This window comes from Streptomyces sp. CLCI03 (assembly GCF_053615355.1).
Window position 1 is genome coordinate 3,242,860 of the sequence record NZ_CM132132.1, and the last position, 24,768, is coordinate 3,267,627.

At 71.2% G+C, this 24,768-nt stretch carries 22 protein-coding genes and 1 pseudogene; 6 read left to right on the forward strand and 17 right to left on the reverse strand.

Annotation, left to right across the window (positions count from 1 at the left end):
- Positions 1-170: 170 nt before the first annotated feature.
- Positions 171-1,172, forward strand: coding sequence for a sigma-70 family RNA polymerase sigma factor (locus ACWG52_RS14735; protein ID WP_033219611.1), 1,002 nt, complete (start codon positions 171-173; stop codon positions 1,170-1,172).
- Here the strand turns inward: ACWG52_RS14735 and ACWG52_RS14740 are convergent.
- The 13 genes and pseudogenes from ACWG52_RS14740 to ACWG52_RS14800 all read right to left on the reverse strand — a co-directional run bounded on the left by ACWG52_RS14740 (position 1,068) and on the right by ACWG52_RS14800 (position 15,231).
- Positions 1,068-1,406, reverse strand: a complete 339-nt coding sequence (locus ACWG52_RS14740) for an STAS domain-containing protein (RefSeq protein ID WP_266353095.1) — start codon at positions 1,404-1,406, stop codon at positions 1,068-1,070. The genes ACWG52_RS14735 and ACWG52_RS14740 overlap by 105 nt on opposite strands.
- Before the next feature lie 84 nt (positions 1,407-1,490).
- The gene (locus ACWG52_RS14745) at positions 1,491-2,081 is read right to left on the reverse strand and encodes a Uma2 family endonuclease (RefSeq protein WP_389807612.1); all 591 of its coding nucleotides are present in this window, start codon (positions 2,079-2,081) and stop codon (positions 1,491-1,493) included.
- 96 nt (positions 2,082-2,177) lie between these two features.
- The gene (locus ACWG52_RS14750; RefSeq protein WP_375936472.1) at positions 2,178-3,455 is read right to left on the reverse strand and encodes a thymidine phosphorylase; all 1,278 of its coding nucleotides are present in this window, start codon (positions 3,453-3,455) and stop codon (positions 2,178-2,180) included.
- A 103-nt stretch (positions 3,456-3,558) separates the two neighbouring features.
- Positions 3,559-3,957 carry a cytidine deaminase gene (locus ACWG52_RS14755; protein ID WP_033219604.1) on the reverse strand — a complete coding sequence of 133 codons (399 nt, stop codon included), beginning with the start codon at positions 3,955-3,957 and terminating at the stop codon, positions 3,559-3,561.
- Positions 3,954-5,216: an ABC transporter permease gene (locus ACWG52_RS14760; RefSeq protein ID WP_389807613.1), complete on the reverse strand. Its 1,263-nt coding sequence runs from the start codon at positions 5,214-5,216 to the stop codon at positions 3,954-3,956. Before ACWG52_RS14760 ends, ACWG52_RS14755 begins: the two co-directional genes overlap by 4 nt.
- Complete coding sequence (locus tag ACWG52_RS14765; protein ID WP_371639856.1) at positions 5,213-6,328, reverse strand: ABC transporter permease; 1,116 nt, start codon at positions 6,326-6,328, stop codon at positions 5,213-5,215. The genes ACWG52_RS14760 and ACWG52_RS14765 overlap by 4 nt, the downstream gene beginning before the upstream one ends.
- Positions 6,325-7,986, reverse strand: a complete 1,662-nt coding sequence (locus ACWG52_RS14770; RefSeq protein ID WP_453129069.1) for an ABC transporter ATP-binding protein — start codon at positions 7,984-7,986, stop codon at positions 6,325-6,327. The genes ACWG52_RS14765 and ACWG52_RS14770 overlap by 4 nt, the downstream gene beginning before the upstream one ends.
- Positions 7,987-8,217: 231 nt before the next feature.
- A complete protein-coding gene (locus ACWG52_RS14775) occupies positions 8,218-9,279 on the reverse strand; it encodes a BMP family lipoprotein (RefSeq protein WP_161291468.1) in 1,062 nt (353 codons plus the stop codon).
- A 229-nt stretch (positions 9,280-9,508) separates the two neighbouring features.
- Positions 9,509-10,753, reverse strand: a complete 1,245-nt coding sequence (locus ACWG52_RS14780) for an amidohydrolase (RefSeq protein WP_389808230.1) — start codon at positions 10,751-10,753, stop codon at positions 9,509-9,511.
- A 140-nt stretch (positions 10,754-10,893) separates the two neighbouring features.
- Entirely contained in the window at positions 10,894-12,048 is a 1,155-nt protein-coding gene (locus tag ACWG52_RS14785) for a hypothetical protein (RefSeq protein WP_389807616.1), read from the reverse strand.
- Between the two features lie 43 nt (positions 12,049-12,091).
- On the reverse strand, positions 12,092-13,000 hold the full coding sequence (locus ACWG52_RS14790) for an N-acetylneuraminate synthase family protein (RefSeq protein ID WP_033219779.1): 909 nt from the start codon (positions 12,998-13,000) through the stop codon (positions 12,092-12,094).
- 429 nt (positions 13,001-13,429) lie between these two features.
- Positions 13,430-13,795 (reverse strand): annotated as a pseudogene (locus tag ACWG52_RS14795) (acylneuraminate cytidylyltransferase family protein); the annotation flags it as partial.
- Positions 13,792-15,231: a DUF6716 putative glycosyltransferase gene (locus ACWG52_RS14800; protein ID WP_390138845.1), complete on the reverse strand. Its 1,440-nt coding sequence runs from the start codon at positions 15,229-15,231 to the stop codon at positions 13,792-13,794. The pseudogene ACWG52_RS14795 and the gene ACWG52_RS14800, both read right to left, overlap by 4 nt.
- 176 nt (positions 15,232-15,407) lie before the next feature.
- On the opposite strand from ACWG52_RS14800, the gene ACWG52_RS14805 reads away from it, so the two are divergent.
- Positions 15,408-16,424 (forward strand): glycosyltransferase family 2 protein, encoded by a 1,017-nt coding sequence (locus tag ACWG52_RS14805; protein WP_389807620.1) that lies wholly within the window; start codon positions 15,408-15,410, stop codon positions 16,422-16,424.
- The gene (locus tag ACWG52_RS14810) at positions 16,424-17,839 is read left to right on the forward strand and encodes a polysialyltransferase family glycosyltransferase (protein WP_389807622.1); all 1,416 of its coding nucleotides are present in this window, start codon (positions 16,424-16,426) and stop codon (positions 17,837-17,839) included. The genes ACWG52_RS14805 and ACWG52_RS14810 overlap by 1 nt, the downstream gene beginning before the upstream one ends.
- On the opposite strand, the gene leuE is transcribed toward ACWG52_RS14810, so the two are convergent.
- Together leuE and ACWG52_RS14820 are read right to left on the reverse strand one after the other, a co-directional pair.
- On the reverse strand, positions 17,832-18,482 hold the full coding sequence (gene leuE / locus ACWG52_RS14815; RefSeq protein WP_033219587.1) for a leucine efflux protein LeuE: 651 nt from the start codon (positions 18,480-18,482) through the stop codon (positions 17,832-17,834). The two genes, ACWG52_RS14810 and leuE, sit on opposite strands and share 8 nt — an antisense overlap.
- A gap of 45 nt (positions 18,483-18,527) precedes the next feature.
- Complete coding sequence (locus ACWG52_RS14820; RefSeq protein WP_389807624.1) at positions 18,528-20,105, reverse strand: acyl-CoA mutase large subunit family protein; 1,578 nt, start codon at positions 20,103-20,105, stop codon at positions 18,528-18,530.
- Positions 20,106-20,310: 205 nt separating this feature from the next.
- Between ACWG52_RS14820 and ACWG52_RS14825 the strand changes: the two genes are divergently transcribed.
- Positions 20,311-21,189: a L,D-transpeptidase family protein gene (locus ACWG52_RS14825; protein ID WP_453128901.1), complete on the forward strand. Its 879-nt coding sequence runs from the start codon at positions 20,311-20,313 to the stop codon at positions 21,187-21,189.
- Between the two features lie 295 nt (positions 21,190-21,484).
- Here the strand turns inward: ACWG52_RS14825 and ACWG52_RS14830 are convergent, their stop codons facing one another.
- Both ACWG52_RS14830 and ACWG52_RS14835 read right to left on the reverse strand, forming a co-directional pair.
- Positions 21,485-22,516, reverse strand: a complete 1,032-nt coding sequence (locus tag ACWG52_RS14830) for a hypothetical protein (RefSeq protein WP_389807628.1) — start codon at positions 22,514-22,516, stop codon at positions 21,485-21,487.
- Complete coding sequence (locus tag ACWG52_RS14835; RefSeq protein ID WP_389808235.1) at positions 22,516-23,259, reverse strand: RNA polymerase sigma factor; 744 nt, start codon at positions 23,257-23,259, stop codon at positions 22,516-22,518. Before ACWG52_RS14835 ends, ACWG52_RS14830 begins: the two co-directional genes overlap by 1 nt.
- Positions 23,260-23,770: 511 nt before the next feature.
- Here ACWG52_RS14835 and ACWG52_RS14840 point away from each other — a divergent pair.
- Both ACWG52_RS14840 and sdhC read left to right on the forward strand, forming a co-directional pair.
- Positions 23,771-24,232, forward strand: coding sequence for a 2-oxo-4-hydroxy-4-carboxy-5-ureidoimidazoline decarboxylase (locus tag ACWG52_RS14840; RefSeq protein ID WP_389808238.1), 462 nt, complete (start codon positions 23,771-23,773; stop codon positions 24,230-24,232).
- A 152-nt stretch (positions 24,233-24,384) separates the two neighbouring features.
- Positions 24,385-24,765, forward strand: coding sequence for a succinate dehydrogenase, cytochrome b556 subunit (gene sdhC / locus ACWG52_RS14845; RefSeq protein WP_389807630.1), 381 nt, complete (start codon positions 24,385-24,387; stop codon positions 24,763-24,765).
- The last annotated feature ends 3 nt before the right edge of the window (positions 24,766-24,768 follow it).

Below are 24,768 nucleotides of genomic sequence, written 5' to 3' on the forward strand. Positions count from 1 at the left end.
CTCGACGTCGAGATACATGACGGAAGCCTGCCGGAAATCAATCTTGACGTCAAGAAACTTGATGACGACATATATGGGCTCCGATGGGCGCGTCTCGGGCTTCCGGCTGCCGTTGTCAGACCCCTCCGGTAGGTTCCGAAGTAGCGGAACGACCTGGGGGACGGACGGACATGAGTGATCTCGCCACCACCGAAATGGACCTCGACACGGCCATGGAGCGGTACCGGGTCGAGCTCACCGGCTACTGCTACCGGATGCTCGGCTCGTCCTTCGACGCCGAGGACGCGGTGCAGGACACGTACGTCCGCGCCTGGCGCAGCTACGAGAAGTTCGAGGGCCGCTCCTCGCTGCGGTCGTGGCTGTACCGGATCGCCACCAACGTCTGCCTGGACCTGCTGAACGCGGGCAACAAGCGGGCCCGCCCGATGGACCTGACCGCCCCGCAGCACCAGGCCTCCGCCGTGCTCAACGAGCGCCCCGAGGTGACCTGGCTGGAGCCGGTCCCGGACGGCCGGGTGCTGCCGCAGACCGCCGACCCGGCGGAGATGGCGCTGGCGAAGGAGTCCGTCCGGCTGGCCTTCGTCGCGGCGCTCCAGCACCTGCCGGCGAAGCAGCGGGCGGTGCTCATCCTGCGCGAGGTGCTGGCCTGGAAGGCCGACGAGGTGGCCCAGCTCCTGGAGACCACGACGGCCTCGGTGAACAGCGCCCTCCAGCGGGCACGGGCCACCCTCGCCGGGCAGTCGCTGCGCGACAGCGACCCTGCGGATCCGCTCGACGCGGACCAGGCGAAGCTGCTGGAGCAGTACCTCTCCGCCTTCGAGGCCTACGACATCTCGCGGCTCACGACCCTCCTCCACGAGGACGCGGTCCTCTCGATGCCGCCGTTCGACCTGTGGCTCCAGGGCCAGGAGGACATCGCGGCCTGGCACCTGAACCAGGGCATCGGCTGCAAGGGCTCCCGACTGATCCCGACGACGGCGAACGGCCTGCCCGCCTTCGGTCAGTACCGGCCGCGCGAGGACGGACGACCGGGCCACACCCCGTGGGCGCTCCAGGTGCTGGAGATCTCAGACGGCCGGATCGTCGGGCTCAACGCCTTCCTGGACACCGCGCGGTGGTTCCCGCTGTTCGGCCTCCCCGAGGAGCTCGACGAGGCCTACGAGGTCCAGTAGGGCCCGCAGCGCGGGCGCGGCCCCGGTCACCCGCAGCGGCCGCCCCCGGGCGGCCAGCCGCAGCCGGGCCAGCACCTGTACGTCGCCGAGCCCGGGCGCGGTCACCGCGGCGGCGTCGCAGACCACCGCCCCCGCCCCGCCGTCGTAGAGCCGGGCCAGCCGTGCGCACAGCAGCGCGGCGTCCTGCGGGGCGGCCGGTCCGGGACCGGGCAGCACGAGTCGATGGATCTCCACGAGAGGGAGACTCTCCGGCCCCCTGGAAGTCATCGGCGGCGGCGCACAATGCGCGATCCACGAGGCCCGGCCGCGGCTCCGCGGTCAGGGGCGGGGGAAGCCGAAGGTGTCGATGACGAGGTCGAACGGCTCGGGAAGGTGGACGGCCTCACCGAACTTGCCCGCGTGCAGAACGCGGTACTTGCCGTCGCTGGGCTCGCCGTACAGGTGGATGGTGGGGCTGCCCGTCGCGTGCGGGTCGATGAGCAGGTAGAGCGGGACACCCGCAGCGGCGTACCCGTTCAGCTTGGACACGCGGTCGTTGACGGCGGTCGACTTCGACGTCACCTCGACGACCAGCTCGGCCGCAGCCGCGGGAACGAACTTCTCCCCTTCCGGAACCTTCTCCCTCGGCACGACCACGAGGTCCGGGATGTAGAGACCGCTACGGCTCGGGACGGCCACATTGAGGGTCTGGTGGATGCCCCAATCGGCGGCGATGACCGTGTACAGGCGGCGTTGCACCGCCTCAGCGATCAAGTTGTGGTCGTTGACGGGTGGTGGTGCCACGGTGACGATCCCCTCGATGATCTCCACCTTGCAGCCCTCGGGCCAGTCCGTCTCCTCCCAGAGGCGGACGAGGCCCTCCCAGCTGTCGCCGCCCCGCGGCTCCTGCTGGACGGTGAGTGCGCTCATGGTGTGCTCCTCATTCGGTTCGTCACCGATCCCAGCATGCCGAACGGGACCGGTGGGGGTCCACCGGTCCCGTTCATCCGAAAGGGAATCCGCAGGTCAGGCGATGCGGTCCAGGACGATCGGCGTGGCGGAGAAGGCCGTGCCCGCCGGGGCGATGTCGTACGTGCCCGCCAGGGAGGCGAGGGCGTAGTCGAACTTCTCCGGGGTGTCCGTGTGCAGGGTCATCAGCGGCTGGCCCGCCGTCACCGTGTCGCCCGGCTTCGCGTGGAGCTCGACGCCCGCGCCCGCCTGCACCGGGTCCTCCTTGCGCGCGCGGCCGGCGCCCAGGCGCCAGGCGGCGACGCCGACCCCGTACGCGTCCAGGCGGGTCAGGACGCCCGACTCGGGGGCGGTGACCACGTGCTGCTCGCGGGCGACCGGGAGGGTCGCGTCCGGGTCGCCGCCCTGGGCCGCGATCATCCGGCGCCAGTGGTCCATCGCGGAGCCGTCGGCCAGCGCCTTGGCCGGGTCGGCGTCCTTGATGCCCGCCGCGTCCAGCATCTCCTTGGCCAGCGCGATGGTCAGCTCGACCACGTCGGCCGGGCCGCCGCCGGCGAGGACCTCGACCGACTCGCGGACTTCGAGGGCGTTGCCGGCGGTCAGGCCGAGCGGGGTGGACATGTCGGTGAGGAGCGCGACGGTCCTGACGCCCGAGTCGGTACCGAGACCCACCATGGTGCGGGCCAGCTCGCGGGCGTCCTCGATGTTCTTCATGAAGGCGCCGGTGCCGACCTTGACGTCCAGCACGAGCGAGCCGGTACCCTCGGCGATCTTCTTCGACATGATCGAGGAGGCGATCAGCGGGATGGCCTCGACGGTGCCGGTGACGTCGCGCAGCGCGTAGAGCTTCTTGTCCGCCGGGGCCAGGCCGTCGCCGGCCGCGCAGATGACCGCGCCGGTGGTGTCCAGGACGTGCAGCATCTCCTCGTTGGAGAGCAGCGCGCGCCAGCCGGGGATGGACTCCAGCTTGTCGAGGGTGCCACCGGTGTGACCGAGGCCGCGGCCGGACAGCTGGGGCACGGCCGCGCCGCACGCGGCGACGAGCGGGGCGAGCGGGAGGGTGATCTTGTCGCCGACGCCGCCGGTGGAGTGCTTGTCGGCGGTCGGGCGGGAGAGGGAGTCGAAGTTCATCCGCTCGCCGGAAGCGATCATCGCCGCGGTCCAGCGGGCGATCTCGGTCCGGTTCATGCCGTTGAGCAGGATGGCCATCGCCAGCGCGGACATCTGCTCGTCGGCCACGACACCGCGGGTGTACGCGTCGATGACCCAGTCGATCTGCTCGGGGCTCAGTTCACCGCGGTCCCGCTTGGTCCGGATGACGGAGATGACGTCCATGAGGTGCTTCCTTCTACGCGCATAGAGAGGGGGAGATGAGGGGTTCAGGAACGGAAGTACGACGGCCCTCCGCCCCGGCAGGGGCGAAGGGCCGTCGGCACGGCTATCTCAGGTGGTCGGGCCCGAAGGCCTGCGGCAGCATCGCCGCCAGCGGGAGGACCCCGTCCGGGGTCTCCACCAGCAGCTCGTCGCCTCCGAATTCGTACAGCAGCTGGCGGCAGCGGCCGCACGGAACGAGGATCTCGCCCTTGCCGTCCACGCACGTGAAGTGCGTCAGGCGGCCTCCGCCGGTGGCGTGGAGGGAGGAGACCAGTCCGCACTCGGCGCACAGGCCCAGCCCGTAGCTGGCGTTCTCCACGTTGCAGCCGGTCACGACGCGGCCGTCGTCCACCAGGGCGGCGACCCCGACCGGGAAGCCCGAGTACGGGGCGTACGCCCGGGTCATCGCTTCCCGGGCGTGCGTCCGCAGGGCTTCCCAGTCCACCGTCCGGTCCGAGGTCACTTGCCCTGACCCTTGCGGTACGGCATGCCGTCCGCCTTGGGCATCCGCAGGCGCTGCGCCGACAGGGCGAGCACGAGCAGCGTGGTCAGGTACGGAGCGGCGTCCACGAACTGGCTCGGCACCGAGTCGGTCGTCGCGTACCAGACGAACAGCAGCGCGGCGAAGACCGCCGCGACGCCGGCCTGGATGTACTTCTTCTTGTACAGCTGCCAGACGCAGACGAGCACCAGCAGGATCGCGATCAGCAGCAGCATCGCGTGGACGTTCTCGGCGCCACCGCGCAGCTTGAGGCTGTCGATGAAGCCGAACAGGCCCGCGCCCATCGCCATGCCGCCCGGCATCCAGTTACCGAAGATCATCGCGGCGAGACCGATGTAGCCGCGGCCACCGGTCTGGCCCTCCTGGTAGATGGGGCTGGCGACCTCGGACAGGTACACGCCACCGAGGCCCGCGAGGGCGCCCGAGACGATCACGGCGATGTACTTGTACTTGTAGACGTTGACGCCGAGCGACTCGGCGGCGATCGGGTTCTCACCGCAGGAACGCAGGCGCAGGCCGAAGGAGGTGCGCCACAGCACCCACCAGGTGGCGGGGATCAGCAGCAGGGCCACGATGGTCAGCAGCGAGATCTCGGTGACCAGACCGCCGATGACGCCGGCGAGGTCCGAGATGAAGAACCAGTGCTTGCCCTGGAGGTCGGCCATCCAGTCCGACAGGCCAGGAATGGTGATCTTGGCGATCGGCTCGACCTGCGGGGACTGCTTGGAGGAGCCGCCCGGGGCCTCGGCGAACGTGAAGTTCGACAGGTACTGCGTGAAGCCGAGCGCCAGGATGTTGATGGCCACACCGGAGACGATGTGGTTGACGTTGAAGGTGACCGTGATGATCGCGTGCAGCAGGCCGCCGACGGCGCCGCCGGCGATGCCGACGAGCACACCGGTCCACGGGCCCCACTGGTAGCCGGCCCAGGCACCGAACCAGGTGCCGAGGATCATCATGCCTTCGAGGCCGATGTTGACGACGCCCGCACGCTCGGCCCACAGACCACCGAGGCCGGCGAGGCCGATCGGCACGGCGAGGGAGAGGGCGCCGGAGACCTGGCCGACGGAGGTCAGGTCGTTGGCCCCGGAGATCAGGCGGACCAGCGAGACGAGCGCGAGGCTGCCCGCGACGATCAGCAGGATCCAGGGAAGGGTGAGCTTCTTGCGCGCGCCCGGAGCGGTCGCCGCTTTCTTCGTGGAGACGGTGCTGGCGCTCACGCCGCGACCTCCTTCTCGGTCTTCATGGCGTGGCCCGCGGCCAGTTCCTCGCCGACCTTCTGCTGCTGGCGGCGGATGCCGTAGCGGCGGATCAGCTCGTAGGAGACGACCACGGCGATCACGATCAGGCCCTTCATGATCGTGCCGATCTCCTTGGCGTAGCCGGCCGTGTCGAGGCCGGCGGACGCCTTGTCGATGAAGGCCATCAGGAGGGCGGCGAAGAAGATGCCGATGGGGCTGTTACGGCCGAGCAGGGCGATGGTGATGCCGGTGAAGCCGACACCCACGGGGAAGACGAGGGTGTACGTGTGGCTCTCACCGAGCAGCACCGGCATGCCGGACAGACCCGCGACGGCACCGGAGATGAGCATCGCGGTGATGATCATCTTCTTGGAGTCGACACCGGAGGCCGCGGCGGCGGACTCGCTCGCGCCGCTGGCGCGCAGGTCGAAGCCGAAGCGGGTGCGGTTGAGCACGAACCAGTAGACGACGCCGAGGGCGAAGGCCACGAAGGTGAAGCCGTAGATCTCGCCCGAGTCGCCGAGGGAGAGCGCCGGGAACCAGCCGGACTGGGCGATCTCACCGGTGGTGAGGTCGTTGGACCCCTCGACCTGGACACCGAGGTTCTTCGGCAGGAGCAGCCAGGCGATGAGGCTGGTCGCGATGGCGTTCAGCATGATCGTCGAGACGACCTCGCTGACCCCGCGCTTGGCCTTGAGGACGCCCGCGATACCGGCCCAGGCGGCGCCCGTCAGCATCGCGACGAGCACGATCAGCAGGATGTGCAGCGGGCCGGGCAGCGCGATGGCGCCACCGACCACGGCGGAGATCATCGCGGCGAGGCGGTACTGGCCGTCGACGCCGATGTTGAAGAGGTTCATCCGGAAGCCGATGGCGACGGCCAGGGCTGCCAGGTAGTACGTGCCGGCCTGGTTGACGATGAGGACCTGGATGTCCTCGTAGCCACCGTTCTCGACCATGATGCGCAGCGGCTCGATCGGGTTGATGCCCGTCGCCGCCAGCACGATCATGGTCAGCGCGAAGGCGCTGACCAGGGCGAGCAGGGGGCCGGCGATGGCGAGCATCAGCCGGTCCTTGTCGAATGTCTTCATCGGGCCTCGTCCTCCGTCGTGTCACCGTCGGCAGCGGCGGAGTGGTTGTCGGTTGCTTCCAGGTGCCCCGAAGCGGCGCCCGTCATGGCGGTACCGAGCTCCTCGGGGGTGACGGTCGCGGGGTCGGCGTCCGCGACCAGGCGGCCGCGGTAGATCACGCGCAGGGTGTCGGACAGGCCGATGAGCTCGTCCAGGTCGGCGGAGATCAGCAGCACGGCCAGGCCCTCACGACGGGCCTCGCGGATCGCGTCCCAGATCTGCGCCTGCGCGCCGACGTCCACACCACGGGTGGGGTGGGCGGCGATGAGGAACTTCGGGTTGTGGCTCATCTCGCGGCCGACGATCAGCTTCTGCTGGTTGCCGCCGGAGAGCGAGGCCGCGGTGACGTCGATGCCGGGCGTGCGGACGTCGTACTCGCGCACGATCCGCTCGGTGTCCTTGCGGGCCGCCTTCGGGTCGAGGATGCCCTTCTTGGAGTTGGGCGCCTCGGTGACGTGGCCGAGGATCCGGTTCTCCCAGAGCGGGGACTCCAGCAGCAGGCCGTGGCGGTGGCGGTCCTCGGGGATGTAACCGATGCCGCCCTCGCGGCGCTTGCGCACCGAGGTCTTGGTGATGTCGGCGCCGTCGAGGGTGATCACGCCCGTAGCGGGGTGGATCATGCCCATGAGGGCCTCGATCAGTTCCGTCTGACCGTTGCCCTCGACACCGGCGATGCCGAGGATCTCGCCCTTGTGGATGGTGAGGCTGATGTCGTCGAGCAGCCGGCGGCCGACCTCCGCGCCCTCGTGCACGTAGGAGTCCGTCGGCATGACGAAGCGCGCCGAGGCCTCGGGGGCGAGAGCGACGACTCCGGTCTCGAGGACGGTCAGGCCCTCGACCTTCAACATCGGAACGTCCGTGACGGTCGACTCGCGGGTCTCCGGCGACGGCAGCTCGGCACCGACCATCAGCTCGGCGAGCTGCTTGGGGGTGGCGGTCTTCGGGTCGGCGGTGCCGACCGTGGTGCCGCGCCGGATGACGGTGATGTCGTCGGCGACCTTCAGGACCTCGCCGAGCTTGTGCGAGATGAAGATGACGGTCAGGCCCTCGGACTTGAGCTCGCGCAGGTTGTCGAAGAGTGCGTCCACCTCCTGCGGCACGAGCACGGCGGTCGGCTCGTCGAGGATGAGGATCTTCGCGCCGCGGTAGAGGACCTTGAGGATCTCCACGCGCTGCCGGTCGGCGACACCGAGGTCCTCGACGAGGGCGTCGGAACGCACGCCGAGGCCGTACGCGTCCGAGATCTCCTTGATCTTCTTACGGGCCTTGGCGCCGATGCCGTACAACTTCTCGCCGCCGAGAACCACGTTCTCCAGGACGGTGAGGTTGTCGGCGAGCATGAAGTGCTGGTGCACCATGCCGATGCCGCGGGCGATGGCGTCGCCGGGAGTGTTGAAGGAGACCTGCTCCCCGTCGATGGCGATGGTGCCCTCGTCCGGCTTCTGCATGCCGTAGAGGATCTTCATCAGGGTCGACTTGCCGGCGCCGTTCTCACCGATCAAGGCATGGACCGTGCCCTTGCGGACGCTGATCGCGATGTCCTTGTTGGCGATGACGCCGGGGAAGCGCTTTGTGATGCCGTGCAGTTCTACGGCGAGGGGCGGGCTGGACGCGTTGATGACGCACTCTCCTTGGCGCGGAAGGAGCGGAAGGCAGGGGGGACAGGGCGGGGAGTGAAAGTATCGCGTCCACGATGCTTCTACGCGCGTAGCACTGTCGGAAGTGAAAACTTGCGGCCAGGCAGGCCACGTGGTCACAGAATAATGATCACAGAACGTGGCTCGGGGCCCGGGAGCGATGTCGACCGCTTCCCGGACCCCGGAGACCAGGACTACATGTCAGGAACGGCCTTACGGCTGGGTCTTGACGATGATCTTCTTGGCGATGATGTCGGCCTTGGCCTTCTCCACCGCGGCGACGACGTCAGCCATCTCCTTGTACTTCGGGTTGGAGTCGGCCAGGCCGACGCCGTCCTTGTCCAGGCCGTAGCGGATCTCACCGGTGGTCGGCTTGCCGTCCTCGACCGACTTGATCAGGTTGAAGACCGAGTCCTCGACGTCCTTGGTGACCGAGGTCAGGATCGAGTCCTTGTACTTCGCCAGGCCGGCCTGGTTGTACTGGTCGGAGTCGACACCGATGGCCCACTTGCCCTTGGCGGAAGCGGCCTCGATGGCACCGGAGCCGGCCAGACCCGCGGCGGCGTAGATGACGTCGGCGCCACCGGCGTCGAGCTGACCCTGCGCGGCGGCCTTGCCCAGGTCCGGCTTGGAGAAGCCGTCGAAGTTCGGCGGCTGGGTCAGGTACGCGGAGAGCACCTTGGCGTTCGGGTTGGTGTCCTTGACGCCCTGGGTGAAGCCCGCCTCGAACTTCTTGATCAGCGGGACCTCGACACCGCCGATGAAGCCGACCGTGCCGGTCTTGGACGCCTTGGCGGCGGCGACGCCGGCCAGGTAGGAGCCCTGCTCCTCGTTGAAGACCATGTTGGCGACGTTCGGGCCGGTCACCGAGGTGTCGTCGATGATGCCGAACGTGGTGTTCGGGAACTTCGGCGCGACCTTCTTGATGGCCGGGGCGTAGGCGAAACCGACGCCGATGACCGGGTTGTTGCCCTTGCGGGCCAGCTCGGTGAGGCGCTGGACCTTGTCGGCCTCGCCCTCACCGTCGGTGGGCTCCGCCTCGGCGGTGTTGATCTTGAGGTCCGTCTCGGCCTTCTTCAGACCGGCGTAGGCGGCGTCGTTGAACGACTGGTCGCCACGGCCACCGATGTCGTACGCGATGGCGGCGGACTTCTTGCCCGACTCCGAGGGGGAGGCGGCGGCGTCCGACGACTTCTTTCCGCCACAGGCGGTGGCCGAGAGGGCCAGCGCCGCGGACGCGATGCCCACGGTGGCGATCCTGGTGATCCGGCGCAAGGGGAGGCTCCTTAAAAACCTGACCGAAGCGCCACGACCGGCGCTGGTTTCGCGGCGATCGTAACGCGCGTAGATGTCAGTTAAAGGCCCGTTCATGAGTCGTTATCGGATCGTCGTGAACCGGACAGTGACCGATTGGTGACTCCTTACATGTCCAACCCTTGCGTACCAAGGGCTGGACACGCCCGCCGGGAGTCCCGCGGATGTTGTAAGGAGTTTCGGCCGCCGGCTACCTCGGGGCCACCGCGCGGAGCCCGTCGATCATCGCGGCGGCCGTGAAGAACTCCACGCCGACGCCGATCGCGGACTCGTCCACGTCGAAGTCGCCCCGGTGCAGGTCACGCTTGGCGCTGTCGCCGGGTGTACGCACCCCCAGGCGGGCCATCGCGCCCGGCACGTGCTCCAGGTACCAGGAGAAGTCCTCCCCGCCCAGGCTCTGCTCGGTGTCCTCGACCGACTCCGCTCCGCAGCGGACCCCCATCGCCTCGCGCAGCAGCTCGGTGATCACCGGGTCGTTGACCACCGGCGGCACCCCGCGCACGTGGTTGATCTCGAACTTGGCCCCGTGCATGGTCGCGATCTCGTCGATCGCCGCGTGGATCATGTCGGGTGCCTCGTGCCAGGCGTTCAGGTCCAGGCAGCGCACGGTTCCCGAGAGCTCGGCGTGCATCGGGATGACGTTGCAGGCGTGCCCGGCCTCGATCCGACCCCAGGTGACGGACATACCCGAGCGGGCGTCCATCCGGCGGGCCAGCAGGGCCGGGGCGTCGACGGCCACCCGGGCGGCGGCGGTCACCAGGTCGGTGGTCAGGTGCGGCCGGGCGGTGTGTCCGCCGGGGCCGGAGAGGGTGACCTCCAGCCGGTCGCAGGCGGAGGTGATGGGGCCGGCCCGCAGCCCGATGCGCCCCGCGTCGACCCGGGGGTCGCAGTGCACGGCGACGATCCGGCCGACGCCGTCCAGGACCCCGGAGTCGATGGCCTCGGTGGCCCCGCCCGGGAGCACCTCCTCGGCGGGCTGGAAGAGCAGCCGCACCGGGCGGGGCAGCAGCCCCTGCCGGTCGAGCTCGGCGAGGACCAGGCCGGCGCCGAGGACCACGGCGGTGTGGACGTCGTGGCCGCAGGCGTGGGCGCGGTCCGGGAAGGTCGAGCGGTACGGGACGTGCGTCTTGGCGTCCGGGATGGGCAGGGCGTCGATGTCCGCGCGCAGGGCCAGCATCGGCCGGCCCCCGTCCCAGGTGCCGACGTCACAGATCAGGCCCGTGCCGGACTTCAGCACCCGTGGTCGCAGGCCGGCTTTCTCCAACCGGGCCTTGATCGCCGCGGTGGTACGGAATTCCTGGTGTCCGAGCTCCGGGTGCATGTGCAAGTCCCGGCGGAAGGCGATCAGTTCGGTACGCAGGTGGTCCGGAAGCTTGCCGGGCAGCTCGGGCCGGTCGGACGCGGCGGGCTGGGCGGTCTGGGACTCGCGGGACATCAACTGGTTCACCCGTTGAAGGGTAGGCCCACGGACGGGTCAACTGGCCGGGGATCACGAAAAGTTCATGCCGTTAGGGGAAAGAAACCCGACCTTTGGACGCATGACCGGATGCGCCCGGGGGTAAACTCGCGCGCTCATCAGGCCGTGGGAGCCGCCTGGGCAGGCAGTCTGCGCACATCACGCGCGGTGTCCGTGACGCCGGCGAGGAAGCTGCGGGCGCGCGGGGAGGCGGACCCGGTGAGCCAGGCGGGGTCCACATCGCATACGGCCACCGTGACACCGGTACCGGTCAGTGCGTACGGCAGCGTGTGGACGACGGTGGACGGAAAGCTGACGATCGTCCGGCCGACGGGACCGCGCCGGGCGATCAGCTCCAGCGGCAGGTCCGGGCGGACGATCTCCAGCCCGGTCGCCCGGCTCAGCGCGCGCAGCTTCTCCGGGGACTCGCGGCGGTGGGCGAAGTAGCGGGTGGCGCCGTGCTCCAGGGTCAGGGCGCGCACCGCGTCCACATAGCGGTCCGGATCCACCACCCCGGTCTCCACGAGCGAGGTGCCGACCAGGTCGGTGCCCCTGGTCAGCCGGGGCGGGCCGAACCGGGCGCGGGTCCAGGCGAAGTCGTTGACCCGCAGTGTCATCCCGCCGTGGGCGGTGACGGGCATCGAGCTGAACACCTCGACGCGGTGGCCGCGGTGCGCGGCCGGGGTGAAGCGGCGGCGGGCGGTCGCCGAGACGGGCGCGTACGCCAGCTCGCGGATCCGGCCGGGCAGTCCACCACCGCCGATCCGGTGCCACCGTACGAGGCGTTCGCCGCGGGCGGTCTGGGCCATGAACTCCATGGTGGCGGTGCCGTCGTCGACCACCACCAGTTCCTCGGCGCGCACCAGGGTGAGCAGCAGCTGGACGTAGCGCGAGAAGGGGTCGCCGACGACGACCGTGCGCGCGGCGCGCACGTCGCGGGCCAGCGCGGCCAACGCCTTCAGCGGCGCGAACCGGCTGCCGCGCGCCTCCTGCCACCGGACCTCGTGCCCCTCGTCCCGCGCCAGTGCGGCCACCCGGCGCAGCTGGCCGCGGGACATCGGGTCGGTGGGCGGCAGGACGACGATCCGTAGCCAGGGCGCGGCGTCCGCCGGCCGGGGGGCGGGCGCGGGCAGGTCCGCGCCGCCGGACCGGCGCCCCCGCTGGCGAGGTACGCCGTCCAGCTGCGGCTGGACACCGGGGTGCGCGTACGCCCACTCCAGCACGTTCAGGAGCTGGACCGGACTCTCGACGAACGCGAGGGTGGAGGGGGTCACCACGTACTCCTTGTCGGGGGACGGATCTCGTACGCGCCTGGGGTCAGACGGCGGCCAGTTCGCCCCGGACGCGGCGGAGCTTCTTCATGGGGCCGAGCTCGGACTCGTAGACGCGCTTGACCCCGTCGCCGAGGGCGGTCTCGATGGTGCGGATGTCGCGGACCAGGCGGGTGAGGCCGCCGGGCTCGACGGAGGCGGCCTGGTCGGAGCCCCACATGGCGCGGTCGAGGGTGATGTGGCGCTCGACGAAGGTGGCGCCGAGGGCGACGGCCGCGAGGGTGGTCTGCAGGCCCGTCTCGTGGCCGGAGTAGCCGATCGGGACGTTCGGGTACTCCTCGCGAAGGGTGTTGATCACCCGCAGGTTGAGCTCCTCGGCCTTCGCCGGGTAGGTCGAAGTGGCGTGACAGAGAAGGATGTTGGCGCTGCCGAGCACCTCCACCGCGTGGCGGATCTGCTGCGGGGTGGACATGCCGGTGGACAGCACGACGGTGCGGCCGGTGGCGCGCAGGGCGCGCAGCAGCTCGTCGTCGGTGAGGGAGGCGGAGGCCACCTTGTGGGCGGGGACGTCGAACTTCTCCAGGAAGGCGACGGCCTCGGTGTCCCAGGGGGAGGCGAACCAGTCGATGCCGCGCTTGGCGCAGTGGTCGTCGATGGCGCGGTACTCGTCCTCGCCGAACTCGACCTTGTGGCGGTAGTCGATGTAGGTCATCCGACCCCAGGGGGTGTCGCGTTCGATGTCCCACTGGTCGCGCGGGGTGCAGATCTCCGGGGTGCGCTTCTGGAACTTCACGGCGTCGCAGCCGGCTTCGGCGGCGGCGTCGATGAGGGCGAAGGCGTTGCCGAGGTCGCCGTTGTGGTTGATGCCGATCTCGCCGACGACGTAGACGGGGCGGCCGGGGCCCGCGGTGCGGGAGCCGAAGGTGCGCAGGCGGGAGTCGGGGGTGCTCGTCATGGCAGGGGGCGTCCTTCGGTGCGGGGATGTACGGGGTGGGGACTGCGGTTCGGGCTGCGGGTCGGGGTGCGCGTCGCGGTCCGGGGCGGGGTGTGCGGGGTGTGCTCCGGGGCGCGGGTCGAGCAGGGGGGCGAGCAGTCGGGCGCGGGCCAGGTCGTGCGGGTCGTCGATCTCCAGGACCCGCGCGGGGTCGGTGGCGACGGGGAGGGTGCGGCCGAAGAACCGGTGCCGGGCGCCGCGGAAGCCGGCGGCGTCCATGGCGTAGGCGGCGCCGGTCTCCAGCAGGTCCTGCGGCCGGTCCTGACGGCGGGGGCGGTGCGCCGGGTCGTGGTTGACGCCGGCTCCGCGGCCGTCGTCCCCTTCCCGCCAGAGGAATCCGTGGAACGGGGCCACGGTCAGGGCCGAGTCGGCCGCCCCGGAGGCGACGGCGACGGCGACCGACTCGACGTCGGAGGTGCTGAGGAAGGGGCTGGTGCACTGGACGAGGAGGACCACGTCCACGGTGAGGGAGTGCAGTTCCTCGAACGCGGCGAGCGCGTGCAGGACCGCGGCCTCGCTGCTCGCGGTGTCGCCGGAGATCGCGGTGGGGCGGGCGATGACGTCGGCTCCGGCGGCGCTGGCGGCGGCGGCGATCGCCGCCGAGTCGGTGGAGACCACCACGTCGGTGACGGTCGGCGCGGCCCGGCAGGCCAGGACGGCGCGGGCGACGAGCGGGGTGCCGGCGACCTCGGCGAGGTTCTTGCCCGGGACTCCCTTGGAGCCGCCGCGGGCCGGGATGACGGCGAGGACCCTCACAGCTCCCCCAACCTGCGGATCACCGGGGCCACGCGCTGCACGCCGTGCCGGTAGGCACCGCGGGCGGCCTCGCGCAGATGGCCGCGCAGCCGGCGGCGCAGCCGGGACTCCCCCGCGGCCGGGCGCGCGGCGCCGGGCAGGGGGGTGCCGTCGGGTGCGAGGTGGTGGCGGGCGAGGATCCCGGGGAGGTAACCGGGGGCGGTGGTGCGCGTGTAGTAGGGCGCGGGCGAGGGCAGCCGGGTCGCGGCGAGCAGGCCGGCGACCTTGGCCCGGGCGACGGCGTAGGCGTCCGCACCGGCGTAGGCGTCCGCACCGGCGGCAGCGTCCGTGGCGCGGCCCGAGGCACCGTCCGCGGCGCGGCCCGTCGCCGTGTCCGTGGCCCGGCCCGTCGCCTTGTCCGCGGCGCCGTCCGCGCCCCGGTCCGGGCCCGGTGCGGGCAGGACGCCCTGCGCCGCCAGCCAGACCGGGTCCCCGGTCGGCAGGAGCCCGGAGTCGAGCTGGTCCCAGGAAGCCAGGCAGCCGGAGCCGAGGAAGTGGTGGTTGCCGAGCGCCTCGCGGATGCCGAGGTCGGTGAGGATCGCCGTCGGGATGGAGCGGTGCAGGGATTCCAGGGCGGCCGTGGAGGAGACGGTGACCAGCAGGTCGGTGCCGTCCAACACCTCGCCCATGTTCCCGTACACCAGACGGCAGTTGGGGGGCAGTCCGCCGGGGACCTTCTCCGCGAGCCGCTGGTACGGCTGCTCCTCCAGGTGCGTGGTGTGCTCCCCGGGCTTGCTGCGCAGCTTGATCAGCACCTCCCGGTCGGGGTGCCTGCGGGCGTGCCCGGCCGCCCGTTCCAGCAGGTAGGCACGGTCGGCGCGGCTGTCGGGCACGGAGGGCTGGACGGCGAAGACCACCGTGTGGGCCCGGCTCCCGGCCGGCTCGTACGGCGCTCCGCCCAGGAACGGCAGCGCGGTCTCGGTGACGGCGGCGGCGTCCGCGCCGACGCCCTCGTACACGGCGCGGAACCGCTGCGCGTCGTGGCGGGAGTTGGCGAGCACGAGGTCGGCGCCGTGCCGGAGCAGCAGCCCGTCGGCGAGCTTCTCGTAGACGACGCCCACGTAGCCGGTGACGAGTACGGGACGTCGGGCCGGGGACGGCCACAGGGCGCGGGCCCCGTGCAGGACGGCCTGGACGGCCCCGCCGACGAGCGCGAGGACGACCACGTCGTAGCGCTCGCGTTCGATCTCGGCGAGGAACTCGGCGCAGGTCACCTCGGACAGCCGGTCGGCCCGCACCCCCACCTCGCCGAGCTGGCGCGCGGTGGGGGTGGCGCGGCCGCGCAGCAGGAAGCCGGTGAGCTGGTGGTCGGGCACGAGACGGCGGGCGGTGAGTGCGCCCCATTTCCATCGCGTATCGGAATCGGCGAGTACGGCGACGCGTTTGCGTTCTGGCACGCGGCAGAAGCTATTCCGCGATTTCGGTGATCGGCCCAACGACCGCACAACAGCGGGTTAACAACGCGTCTACGAAATGCGAAAGCGGACGGATTAACTCGCCCGCCCCGCGCCGTTCACATGGAATCCGTGTCCGAGCCACAGTGAAGGACGGGCGGCGCCCTAATGTCTCGCAGGTGCCCAAGCTCTCTGTTGTCGTGCCGTTCTACAACGTGCAGACATACGCACCGGACGCCCTGAAGAGTCTCGAACTCAACGCCCGGGAGGATTTCGAGTTCCTGCTCGTCGACGACTGCTCGACGGACGGGACGTCCGACCTGCTGGAACGGGCGGCGCGCGAGCTGCCGGGAGCGGTCCACCTCAGACACGAGCGCAACGGGGGCCTGGCCACCGCGCGCAACACCGGTCTGGACGCGGCCCGCGGCGAGTACCTGACGTTCCTGGACGGGGACGACTGGCTGGCGCCCGGCCACCTGGCCCGCACCCTGGCCGCCATAGAGGCTCTGAGCTGCGATTTCGTCCGGACCGACCATGTACGGTGCACGGGTAGGTCGCGGAGCGTGCAGCGTGTGCCCTTCGGCCCGGAGTCGGTGGTCGCCGCGCCGCGCACCGCGATCCTGCCCGCCGACCGGGCCACCTCGGTGGACTATCCGTACGCCTGGGCCGGGATGTACCACCGACGGCTGCTGGACCGCGGGGTGCTGCACTTCACCGACGGGCTGCGGACCGCCGAGGACCGGCCGTGGATCTGGCGGCTGCACCGGGAGGCGGCGTCCTTCGCCGCGGTGGGGCTGCCCGGCGTCTTCTACCGGCGCGGGGTTTCCACCTCATTGACGCAAGTGGGGGACGAACGGCAGCTCGATTTCATTCGGGCATTCGATCAGGTGCTCGCGGAGGTCATCGCCGATCGGGAATCGGATCGACTTCTCCCGAAAGCCGTCCGGACCTATTGTGCAATTATCGCCCACCATGTGGGGTCCATCGAAAGGTTCGAGCCGGACGTGGCCAAGAAACTCCGTACGATGAGCACGGCCGCGCTCGGCCGCATGCCGCAGGACGTACTGGACCGGGCCCTCGACTCGATGGACGTCGAACGCTCCACCGTGCTGCGCCGACTGCGCGCCGGCCGCCGCGCCGCCGCCCCCGCACCCGAGGCCGCTCCCGAAGCAGCCCCGTCGGGAGCGAACGTCTGATGCCCACCCAGATCTTCCTGGCCTCCACCCTCTACGGCGCGGCCACGCTCGCCGCGGGCATCGACGCGGGCTCCTTCCCGCCCGCCGGCCGCCGCATCCTGCTGACGAGCAACCACGCCGTCACCGCCGAGGTCACCCCGGGGGTCCCGGACATGCCGGGCTTCGCCGCCCTGCGCTCCCGCTTCGACGAGGTCCTCGACTGGAACCGCGTCATCGAGCCGCAGCACCCCAGCACCTGGGCGCCGCGCGCGGAGGACGTCCCGATGTGGGAGCGGCAGCTGCGCGCGCTGTGGAACCTGGGCGAGGACCGGATCGAGCTGATCGTGGAGTCCCTCCAGGTCCCGCCGGCCCAGAGCCTGTGCCGGCTCTTCCCGGGCGCGGCCGTCGACGTCTACGCCGACGGGCTCATGAGCTACGGCCCCACCCGCTTCCGCCTCGACCCGCAACTCGGGATGCGGGTGCGGCGGGTGCTCCACCTGGACCTGGTGCCCGGGCTGGAGCCCCTGCTGCTGACGGAGTTCGGGGTACGGGTGGAGCTGGTGCCGACGGAGCCTTTCCTCAAGGTCCTCGCGGAGCTCGCCGAGGCCACGACGGCGAGCTGGGCCACCACCGACGGTCCAGCCACCACCGACACCGCCGGACCGGCCGACACCGAGGGTCCGGCCGACGCCGCCGGACCGGCCGGGCGTCCGGCCCTCCTGCTGGGCCAGTACCTCTCCGCGCTCGACCTGATGCCCCTGGCCGAGGAGGAGGAGCTGCACGTGTCGATGGTCCGGGGAGCGCACGCCCTGGGCCACCGGGAGCTGGTCTTCAAACCGCACCCCGGCGCCCCGGCCGCGTACTGCCGCCGGGCCGAGGAGGAGGCCGAAAGGCTGGGCGCCCGGCTGACGGTGATCGCCGCCCCGGTCCTGGCGGAGACCCTCTACCAGCGGCTGCGCCCCGCGCTGGTGGTCGGCTGTTTCTCCACCGGGCTGCTGACCGCCGCCACGTTGTACGGGCTCCCGGTGGCCCGGACCGGCACCGACGCGGTGCTGGCCGCGCTGACCCCGTACCCGAACAGCAACCGGGTCCCGCTGGCGCTGGTGGACGCCCTGCTCCCGGACCTCGCCGACGCCGAGGCGGTCCGTACCTGGACGCCTCCGACCCCCGAGCAGGTCCGGGCGGAGCCGGCGGCACTGCTCACCGCCGTCGGGTTCACCATGCAGCCGCAGATCCTGGCCGCGCACCGGCCGGCGGCCGAGGCCTACCTGGCCAAGCGGCTGACCCCGCGCACCTGGCGGTACTTCACCCGCCGCCGGCTGACCACGCTCGGCCTGCCGGGCGGCATCCCGGCGCAGCTGTCGTTCCTGCCGCGCAGCCCGGCGGTGCGCCGGGCCGTGCGGCGGATGGGGTGGCTGCGCCGGGCGCTCAGCTGACGGCGAGCTTGGCCGCGAAGCCGAGGAAGAGCACGCCCGCCGCCGAGGTGGCTCCGGCCGACAGCCGCTTGCGGCGTCGGAAGGCCGCCGAGAGGCGGGTGCCGCCGAAGATCAGCATCGTCAGGTACAGGAAGCTGCCGGTCTGCAGCAGGCCGCCCAGGAGCAGGAAGGACAGCGCCGGGTAGGCGTAGGACGGGTCCACGAACTGCACGAAGAAGGACATCAGGAAGAGGATGGCCTTCGGGTTCAGGAGGCTGATCAGCAGCGCCCGCCGGTAGGGCCGCTCGTTCTCGGCCGGGTCGGCGGGGACGGCCGACTGCGCCTCGGCCCGCTCCGCGCGCGTACGCCACAGCGCCCAGGCGCCGCGCATCATCCCCACCGCGAGCCACGCCAGGTAGCCGGCCCCGAGGAACTTGACCACGGTGAACACCAGGGGGCTCGCCCGCAGCAGCGCCCCGGCTCCCACGGCGGTCAGCAGCATGAGCACGGCGTCGCCGGTGAACACCCCGGCGGCGGCCTTGTACCCGGTGCGCACCCCGCGGCGGGCGGCCACGGAGAGCACGTAGAGGGAGTTCGGACCCGGCAGCAGAATGATCAGCACCAGGCCGGCGAGATAGGTCGGAAGATCTGTCACACCCAGCATGGGCAGGAGTGTCCCACAAGGTTGCACCTGTCGCGCCAGTGTGTTTCACCAGGTGGAACCGGTGGGCTCGTAGGTCCCCCAGACCTCCCGCAGCGCCCCGCACACCTCCCCCACCGTGGCCCGGGCGCGCAGTGCCTCCTTCATCGGGTACAGCACGTTCGCCGTCCCCGCCGCCGCCTCCTTCAGGGCCGCGAGCGCCGCCGTCACCGCCGTCCCGCGCTCCGCCCGCAGCCGGGCCAGCGCCGCGCACTGGCGCGCCTCGATCGCCGGGTCCACGCGCAGCGGTTCGTACGGTTCCTCGCGCTCCAGCGTGAAGCGGTTGACGCCGACGACCACCCGCTCCCCGCTCTCGGTCTCCTGCGCGATGCGGTAGGCGTTGCGCTCGATCTCGGCCTTCTGGAAGCCGGCCTCGATCGCGGCCACCGCCCCGCCCTGGTCCTCGATCCGGCGCATCAGCGCGAGCGCCGCCGCCTCCAGGTCGTCCGTCATGCGCTCGACCGCGTACGACCCGGCGAAGGGGTCCACGGTGTACGGCACGTCCGTCTCGTACGCGAGGACCTGCTGGGTGCGCAGGGCGAGGCGGGCGGACTTCTCGGTCGGGAGGGCGATCGCCTCGTCGAAGGAGTTGGTGTGCAGCGACTGGGTGCCGCCGAGCACGGCGGCCAGGGCCTGGACGGCCACCCGTACGAGATTCAGTTCGGGCTGCTGGGCGGTGAGCTGGACCCCGGCGGTCTGGGTGTGGAAGCGGAGCATCAGCGACTTCGGGTCGCGGGCGCCGAACTCCTCCCGCATGACGCGGGCCCAGATGCGTCGGGCCGCGCGGAACTTCGCGACCTCCTCCAGCAGGGTGGTGCGGGCGACGAAGAAGAAGGAGAGCCGGGGCGCGAACTCGTCCACCGCCATCCCGGCCGCCAGCGCCGTCCGGACGTAGGCGATGCCGTCGGCGAGGGTGAAGGCCACCTCCTGCGCGGGCGAGGCGCCGGCTTCGGCCATGTGGTAGCCGGAGATGGAGATGGTGTTCCACCGGGGCATCTCGGCCCGGCAGTAGCGGAAGGTGTCGGCCGTCAGGCGCAGGGAGGGGCCGGGCGGGAAGATGTACGTCCCGCGCGCGATGTACTCCTTCAGGACGTCGTTCTGGACCGTCCCCGTCAGTTCCGTGCCCGAGATGCCCTGTTCCTCCGCCACCAGTTGGTAGAGCAGCAGGAGCAGCGCGGCGGGCGCGTTGATCGTCATCGAGGTGGAGACCCGGTCGAGGGGGATCCCGTCGAACAGCGTCCGCATGTCGTCGAGCGAGTCGACGGCGACGCCGACCTTGCCCACCTCGCCCTGCGCGAGGGGGGCGTCGGAGTCGTGTCCCATCTGGGTCGGCAGGTCGAAGGCGACGGACAGCCCGGTGCCGCCGCCCTCGATGAGCTGCCGGTAGCGGGCGTTGGACTCGGCGGCCGTGCCGAAGCCGGCGTACTGCCGCATCGTCCACGGCCGACCGGTGTACATGTTTGGATAAATCCCCCTTGTGTAGGGGAAGTCACCCGGTTGCCCGAGTTCCACCGCGGGGTCCCATCCCGTCAGGTCGGCGGGCCCGTAGACGGGTTCGACGGGAATTCCGCTCTCGGTCTGTGCCATGTGACGTAGTCCTCCGTGGAGCAAGCGGGCCCGGGACCGGTAGAACCTCCCCCGAGCCACCGCTGGGGTTCGCCGGCCGCGTATCGCTTCGTAAGGCTGCGGACGACTGCCGGTCACAATGGCGCAACATCCCGGAGCCGAGTGCAACTGTCCACGCACGCGGAGCATCACCTAGATACACGACGTAGAAACCGGGGGGACTGCAATGCAGCGCCAGAGAGTCATAATCCGCACGATCGGGGTGGCAACCGCCGTCGCACTCGCCGCGACCGCCTGCGGACCGCAGAAGACGGAGCCTGTCGCCTCCGCCTCCTCGGCTTCGTCCTCGCCCACGGCGGGCACCTCCCCCGAAGCCTCTCCCTCCACCGACAACAAGCCCGGCGAGGCCTCGACGTCGCCGTCCGCCTCGGCCTCCGCGCCGCCCTCCGCCTCGGCCTCCTCCTCCCCCGCCGTGAAGGCGATCATGGCCAACGGCGACGAGACCGAGCAGGTGCGCGAGCTCCAGGCCCGGCTGCGCCAGCTCAAGCTGATGTCGGTCGCCCCGACCGGCTTCTACGGCTCCAAGACCACCGCCGCGGTCAAGTCCTTCCAGTCGAAGCACGGCCTGAACGCCACCGGCTCGGTCGACGAGGCCACCTGGAAGAAGATCGAGGGCGCCAGCAAGAAGCCCACCGCCGACGAGCTGCGCCCCTCGACCGTCAACGAGGTCGACGCCCCGGACCCGCGCTGCATGCAGGGCCGCGTCATGTGCATCAGCAAGGAGAGCCGCACCCTCGCCTGGATGATCGACGGCAAGGTCGTCTCCACGATGGACGTGCGCTTCGGCTCCGAGAACACCCCGACCCGCGAGGGCGTGTTCGACGTGGGCTGGAAGGCCAAGGAGTGGACGTCGACGATCTACCACACGCCGATGCCGTACGCGATGTTCTTCAGCGGCGGCCAGGCGGTCCACTACTCGGCCGACTTCGCGGCCCGCGGCTACAACGGGGCCTCGCACGGCTGCGTGAACGTCCGGGACAAGGGCAAGCTGTCGGCGCTGTTCGACCAGGTGAAGGTCGGCGACAAGGTCGTCGTCTACTGGTGATGCCACCGGGGCCGCGGACAGGATCGTGATCCGGTCCCGCGAGCCCGTGAGGCCCGCGCCCGCGGCGGGCGCGAGCGAGCGAGAACCAAGAAGCCCGAGGCACTCGCCTCGGGCTTCTTCCGGTTCGAACGTCATGGGCGCGGGCAGGGCCGGGGGAACGTGCCCCGCCCGCGCCGGTTGCGCAGAGCCCAGGGGTACGGGGGGAACCCCGGCTCATGCGCGGCCGATGACCAGTCGGCTCGATATGTACTGCGCCGCCGGTTCGAAAAGTGTTACAGGCAGGTCAGCACATGTGTCAGCGGCCGGTGCGCAGGTCGACCGAACCCCGCGGGAGCGTCGGTGTCAGGGTCGGCGCGCGGAGCGTTCCGCCCCCCAGCTGGGTGTCGCTGCGCTTGCCGCCGGCGCCCCCGTCGTCGAGCACCGACTTGCAGTAGTCCGGGATCCGGGTGAGTCCGTTGGCCAGGCGCGAGAGCCGCTCGCGGCGCGCCTCGTCGAGCCGGCCGGCCTTGAACTCCGTGCAGAGGTCGGCGACCTTGAGGAGGGTATCGCCGTCGCGGTCGCGGTCCTTGCCGCCCGTGGTGCCGCCGCCGAAGGTGTCCCGGTCGATGTCCTTGCCGCCTATGCCGCCCGTGGCGCCGCTGCCGCCCTGGACGTCCTTGCCCGCGCCGGCCGTCGCCGAGGAACCCGAGGAGGTGCCGGCGCCCGCGCCGGTCCCCGGTGTCGCGGTACGCCCGTCCGGACCGGGCGGCTGCGTCGCGCCCGTGGCGGGCGTCGAATTCGAGCCATACGGCTGCGGGGTGGGGGTCGGCTTCGAACTGGCGCTCGGCGCTCCGCTGCCGATGCCCGGGGCCGGGTCCTCGCCGGCGCTCACGGACATCGCCGGCCCGGGTCCCGCGCTGTCGTGCCGGGACCCGTCCAGCAGCCCGGCGCCCGCCGCGGCGGCCAGTCCGCCCACGGCGACACTGGCCAGGGCCGCGGCCAGGCCGAAGCTCACGGCGCGGCGGCGGCGAGGGGCGGGCACGGCAACGACGCGGCCGAGGTCGATCAGGGGTTCCTCGGACAGGGCCGTCACATCGGGCGCCGCGACGGGGCGCGCGCCACCGCGGGCCGCGCGGAAGGCGGCCACCGCCGCGGCCTCGCCGGGCAGTTCCCCACCCGCGGGCAGCGGCGCGTTCACGCCACCCAAGGCGTCCAGGGCGGCACGCAGTCGGGCCGCCTCGTTCCGGGCACGCTGATCGGCGGCCGGCCCCACAGGTTCCACCGGTTCGCCGCGTAGCAGTTCTTCCGCCGCGGCTTCGTCCAGCCACCTGTTGCGCTCGTCGGCCATCACATGTCCTTCTGCGTCCGCCAACGTGAATCCGTCACACCGGTTTGTTCTACGAAGCCCCCGCCCCGGCCGCGCTGGGCGGGTACGGCGTCGAGATCCCTCCCGCCCCCGCCGCCCCACGCCTGGCCACGGGCATTATGGCCGACCGCCGGGCCCGGACCGGAGCCGGCGTCCGGGTCGGGCTCGGGGCCGCCCTCCGGGCCGAGCAGCTCGGCCAGCTTCTTCAGGCCCCGGTGGGCCGCGGTCCGTACGGCGCCGGGCCGCTTGCCGAGGGTCTCGGCCGCGCTCTTGGCGTCCAGGCCGACCACGACCCGTAGGACGACGGCCTCGGCCTGGTCCTGCGGAAGCTGCGCGATGAGGGCCATGGTCCGGCCGGTGGAGAGGGACTCCATGGCCGCGCCCGCGGTGTCGCACTCGGCGGCCCAGCTCGTCAGCTCGGTGTCGTCGCCCCCGATGGCGGGGCGGCGGCCGCGCATGCGGATGTGGTCCAGGGCGCGGTTGCGGGCGATGCGGGCCGCCCAGCCGCGGAAGCGGTCGGCGTCGCCGGTGAAGGAGTCGAGGTCGCGGGCGATCTGCAGCCAGGCCTCGGAGGTCACGTCCTCCGCGTCGCCGTCCCCGACGAGCGTGCGTACGTACCCGAGCAGCCGTGGGTGCACGGCGCGGTACACAGCACGGAACGCGTTCTCGTCGCCGTCCTGTGCCGCGAGCACCGCGGCGGTCAGCTCCGCGTCGTCCCCCAGCAAAGTCCCCAACCCGTTCACTGTCCTGTACGTGTGGCGCAAATCAGCACGTTACGGCTTTCAAGTACCTCTCGTCCACGAGTGATACAACGTGCAACCAATCCTGTGCGGAGCGAGGTGTGACACAAAACGCACCCGAGGCGCTGACAGGGGTACGGGCTTGTCGCACGAGCCCGTGACGGATGGCGACCGGGGCCTCTCCTGTGGGGGGTGGCGGCCTCGGTCGCCCTCCCCTTCGCGAGGCTCCCACCATGCCTGCCCGTGGCGCCCACGTCATCCTTTCGGCTCACTTCCGGGTGAAATCCCCGAATCGGTACGACACACCCTGCCCTGCGTCGATAGCGTGGCGGTACACCCCCGCCGCGCCCCGAGGAGCCCCCTGCTGTCCAGCCACCTTCCGGCACAGACCCCAGGGCGCACCTCCCGGACCGGATCCGGGGGAGGTTCCGATCCTTCTCACGGATTCGGGCTGGCTCGGTTCAACGCCCTGTCCCCCGAGGTCGCCCATGCCGTCCTGCTGCACTGCTGCGGAAGCCGGCGCTGGGCGCACCGGATGGCGACGCACCGCCCCTACCCGGATCCCGGGGCCCTGCTCGCCGCCGCCGACGAGGCCTCGTACGACCTCTCGCAGGGCGATCTGACCGAGGCCCTGGCCGCGGAGCGCTCGGCGGAACTGGCCCACGGGGCTCCGTACGCCGCCCTGCTGGCCCTCGACGCGGCCCACGCGGAGTACGAACGGAAGTTCGGCCACGCCTTCGTGATCTGCCTCGACGGGCACCCGCCGGAGGAGCGGGCCGACCAGCTGCTGGGGGCGATCCGGCGGCGGATGGGCCACGAGGTCGACGAGGAGCGCTCGATCTCCGCGGACGAGCTGCGCCGCCTCGCGCAGGCCCGGCTCCGGGATCTGACACGCCGGCTGACCTCGCGGGATGGGCCGACTGCCACGGAAATCGGGCTATTCGCCCCTGTGGGATAGCCCGTACGTGCCTGTTTGATCACACCGATGGCCCCCGCGCAAGGGAACCGACAAAGCGTCGCTACGATGTCCGGGGCCGGAGGACCGTACCCGGCCGGGCCCGACCGACAAAGAAGCCGGCTGGCCCCCGCCCCGCTTCCGGAGGGTTTTCCGTGCCGGCTGGAACGTTGTACCGCGGCCGGGAAGGAATGTGGTCCTGGGTGGCTCATCGAGTCACCGGCGTCCTCATCTTCTTCTTCCTGTTCGTACACGTCCTCGACACCGCTCTCGTCCGCGTCTCCCCCGAGGCGTACGACGATGTCGTGGCTACCTACAAGACACCGATCGTCGCGCTGCTGGAATACGGCCTCGTCGCCGCCATCCTCTTCCACGCGCTCAACGGTCTCCGTGTCATCGCCGTGGACTTCTGGTCCAAGGGTCCGCGCTACCAGAAGCAGATGCTCTGGACCGTCGTGATCACCTGGATCGTGCTGATGATCGGGGCCCTGTACCCCGTCCTGGGCCACGCCTACCTTGAACTGTTCGGGAAGTGACAC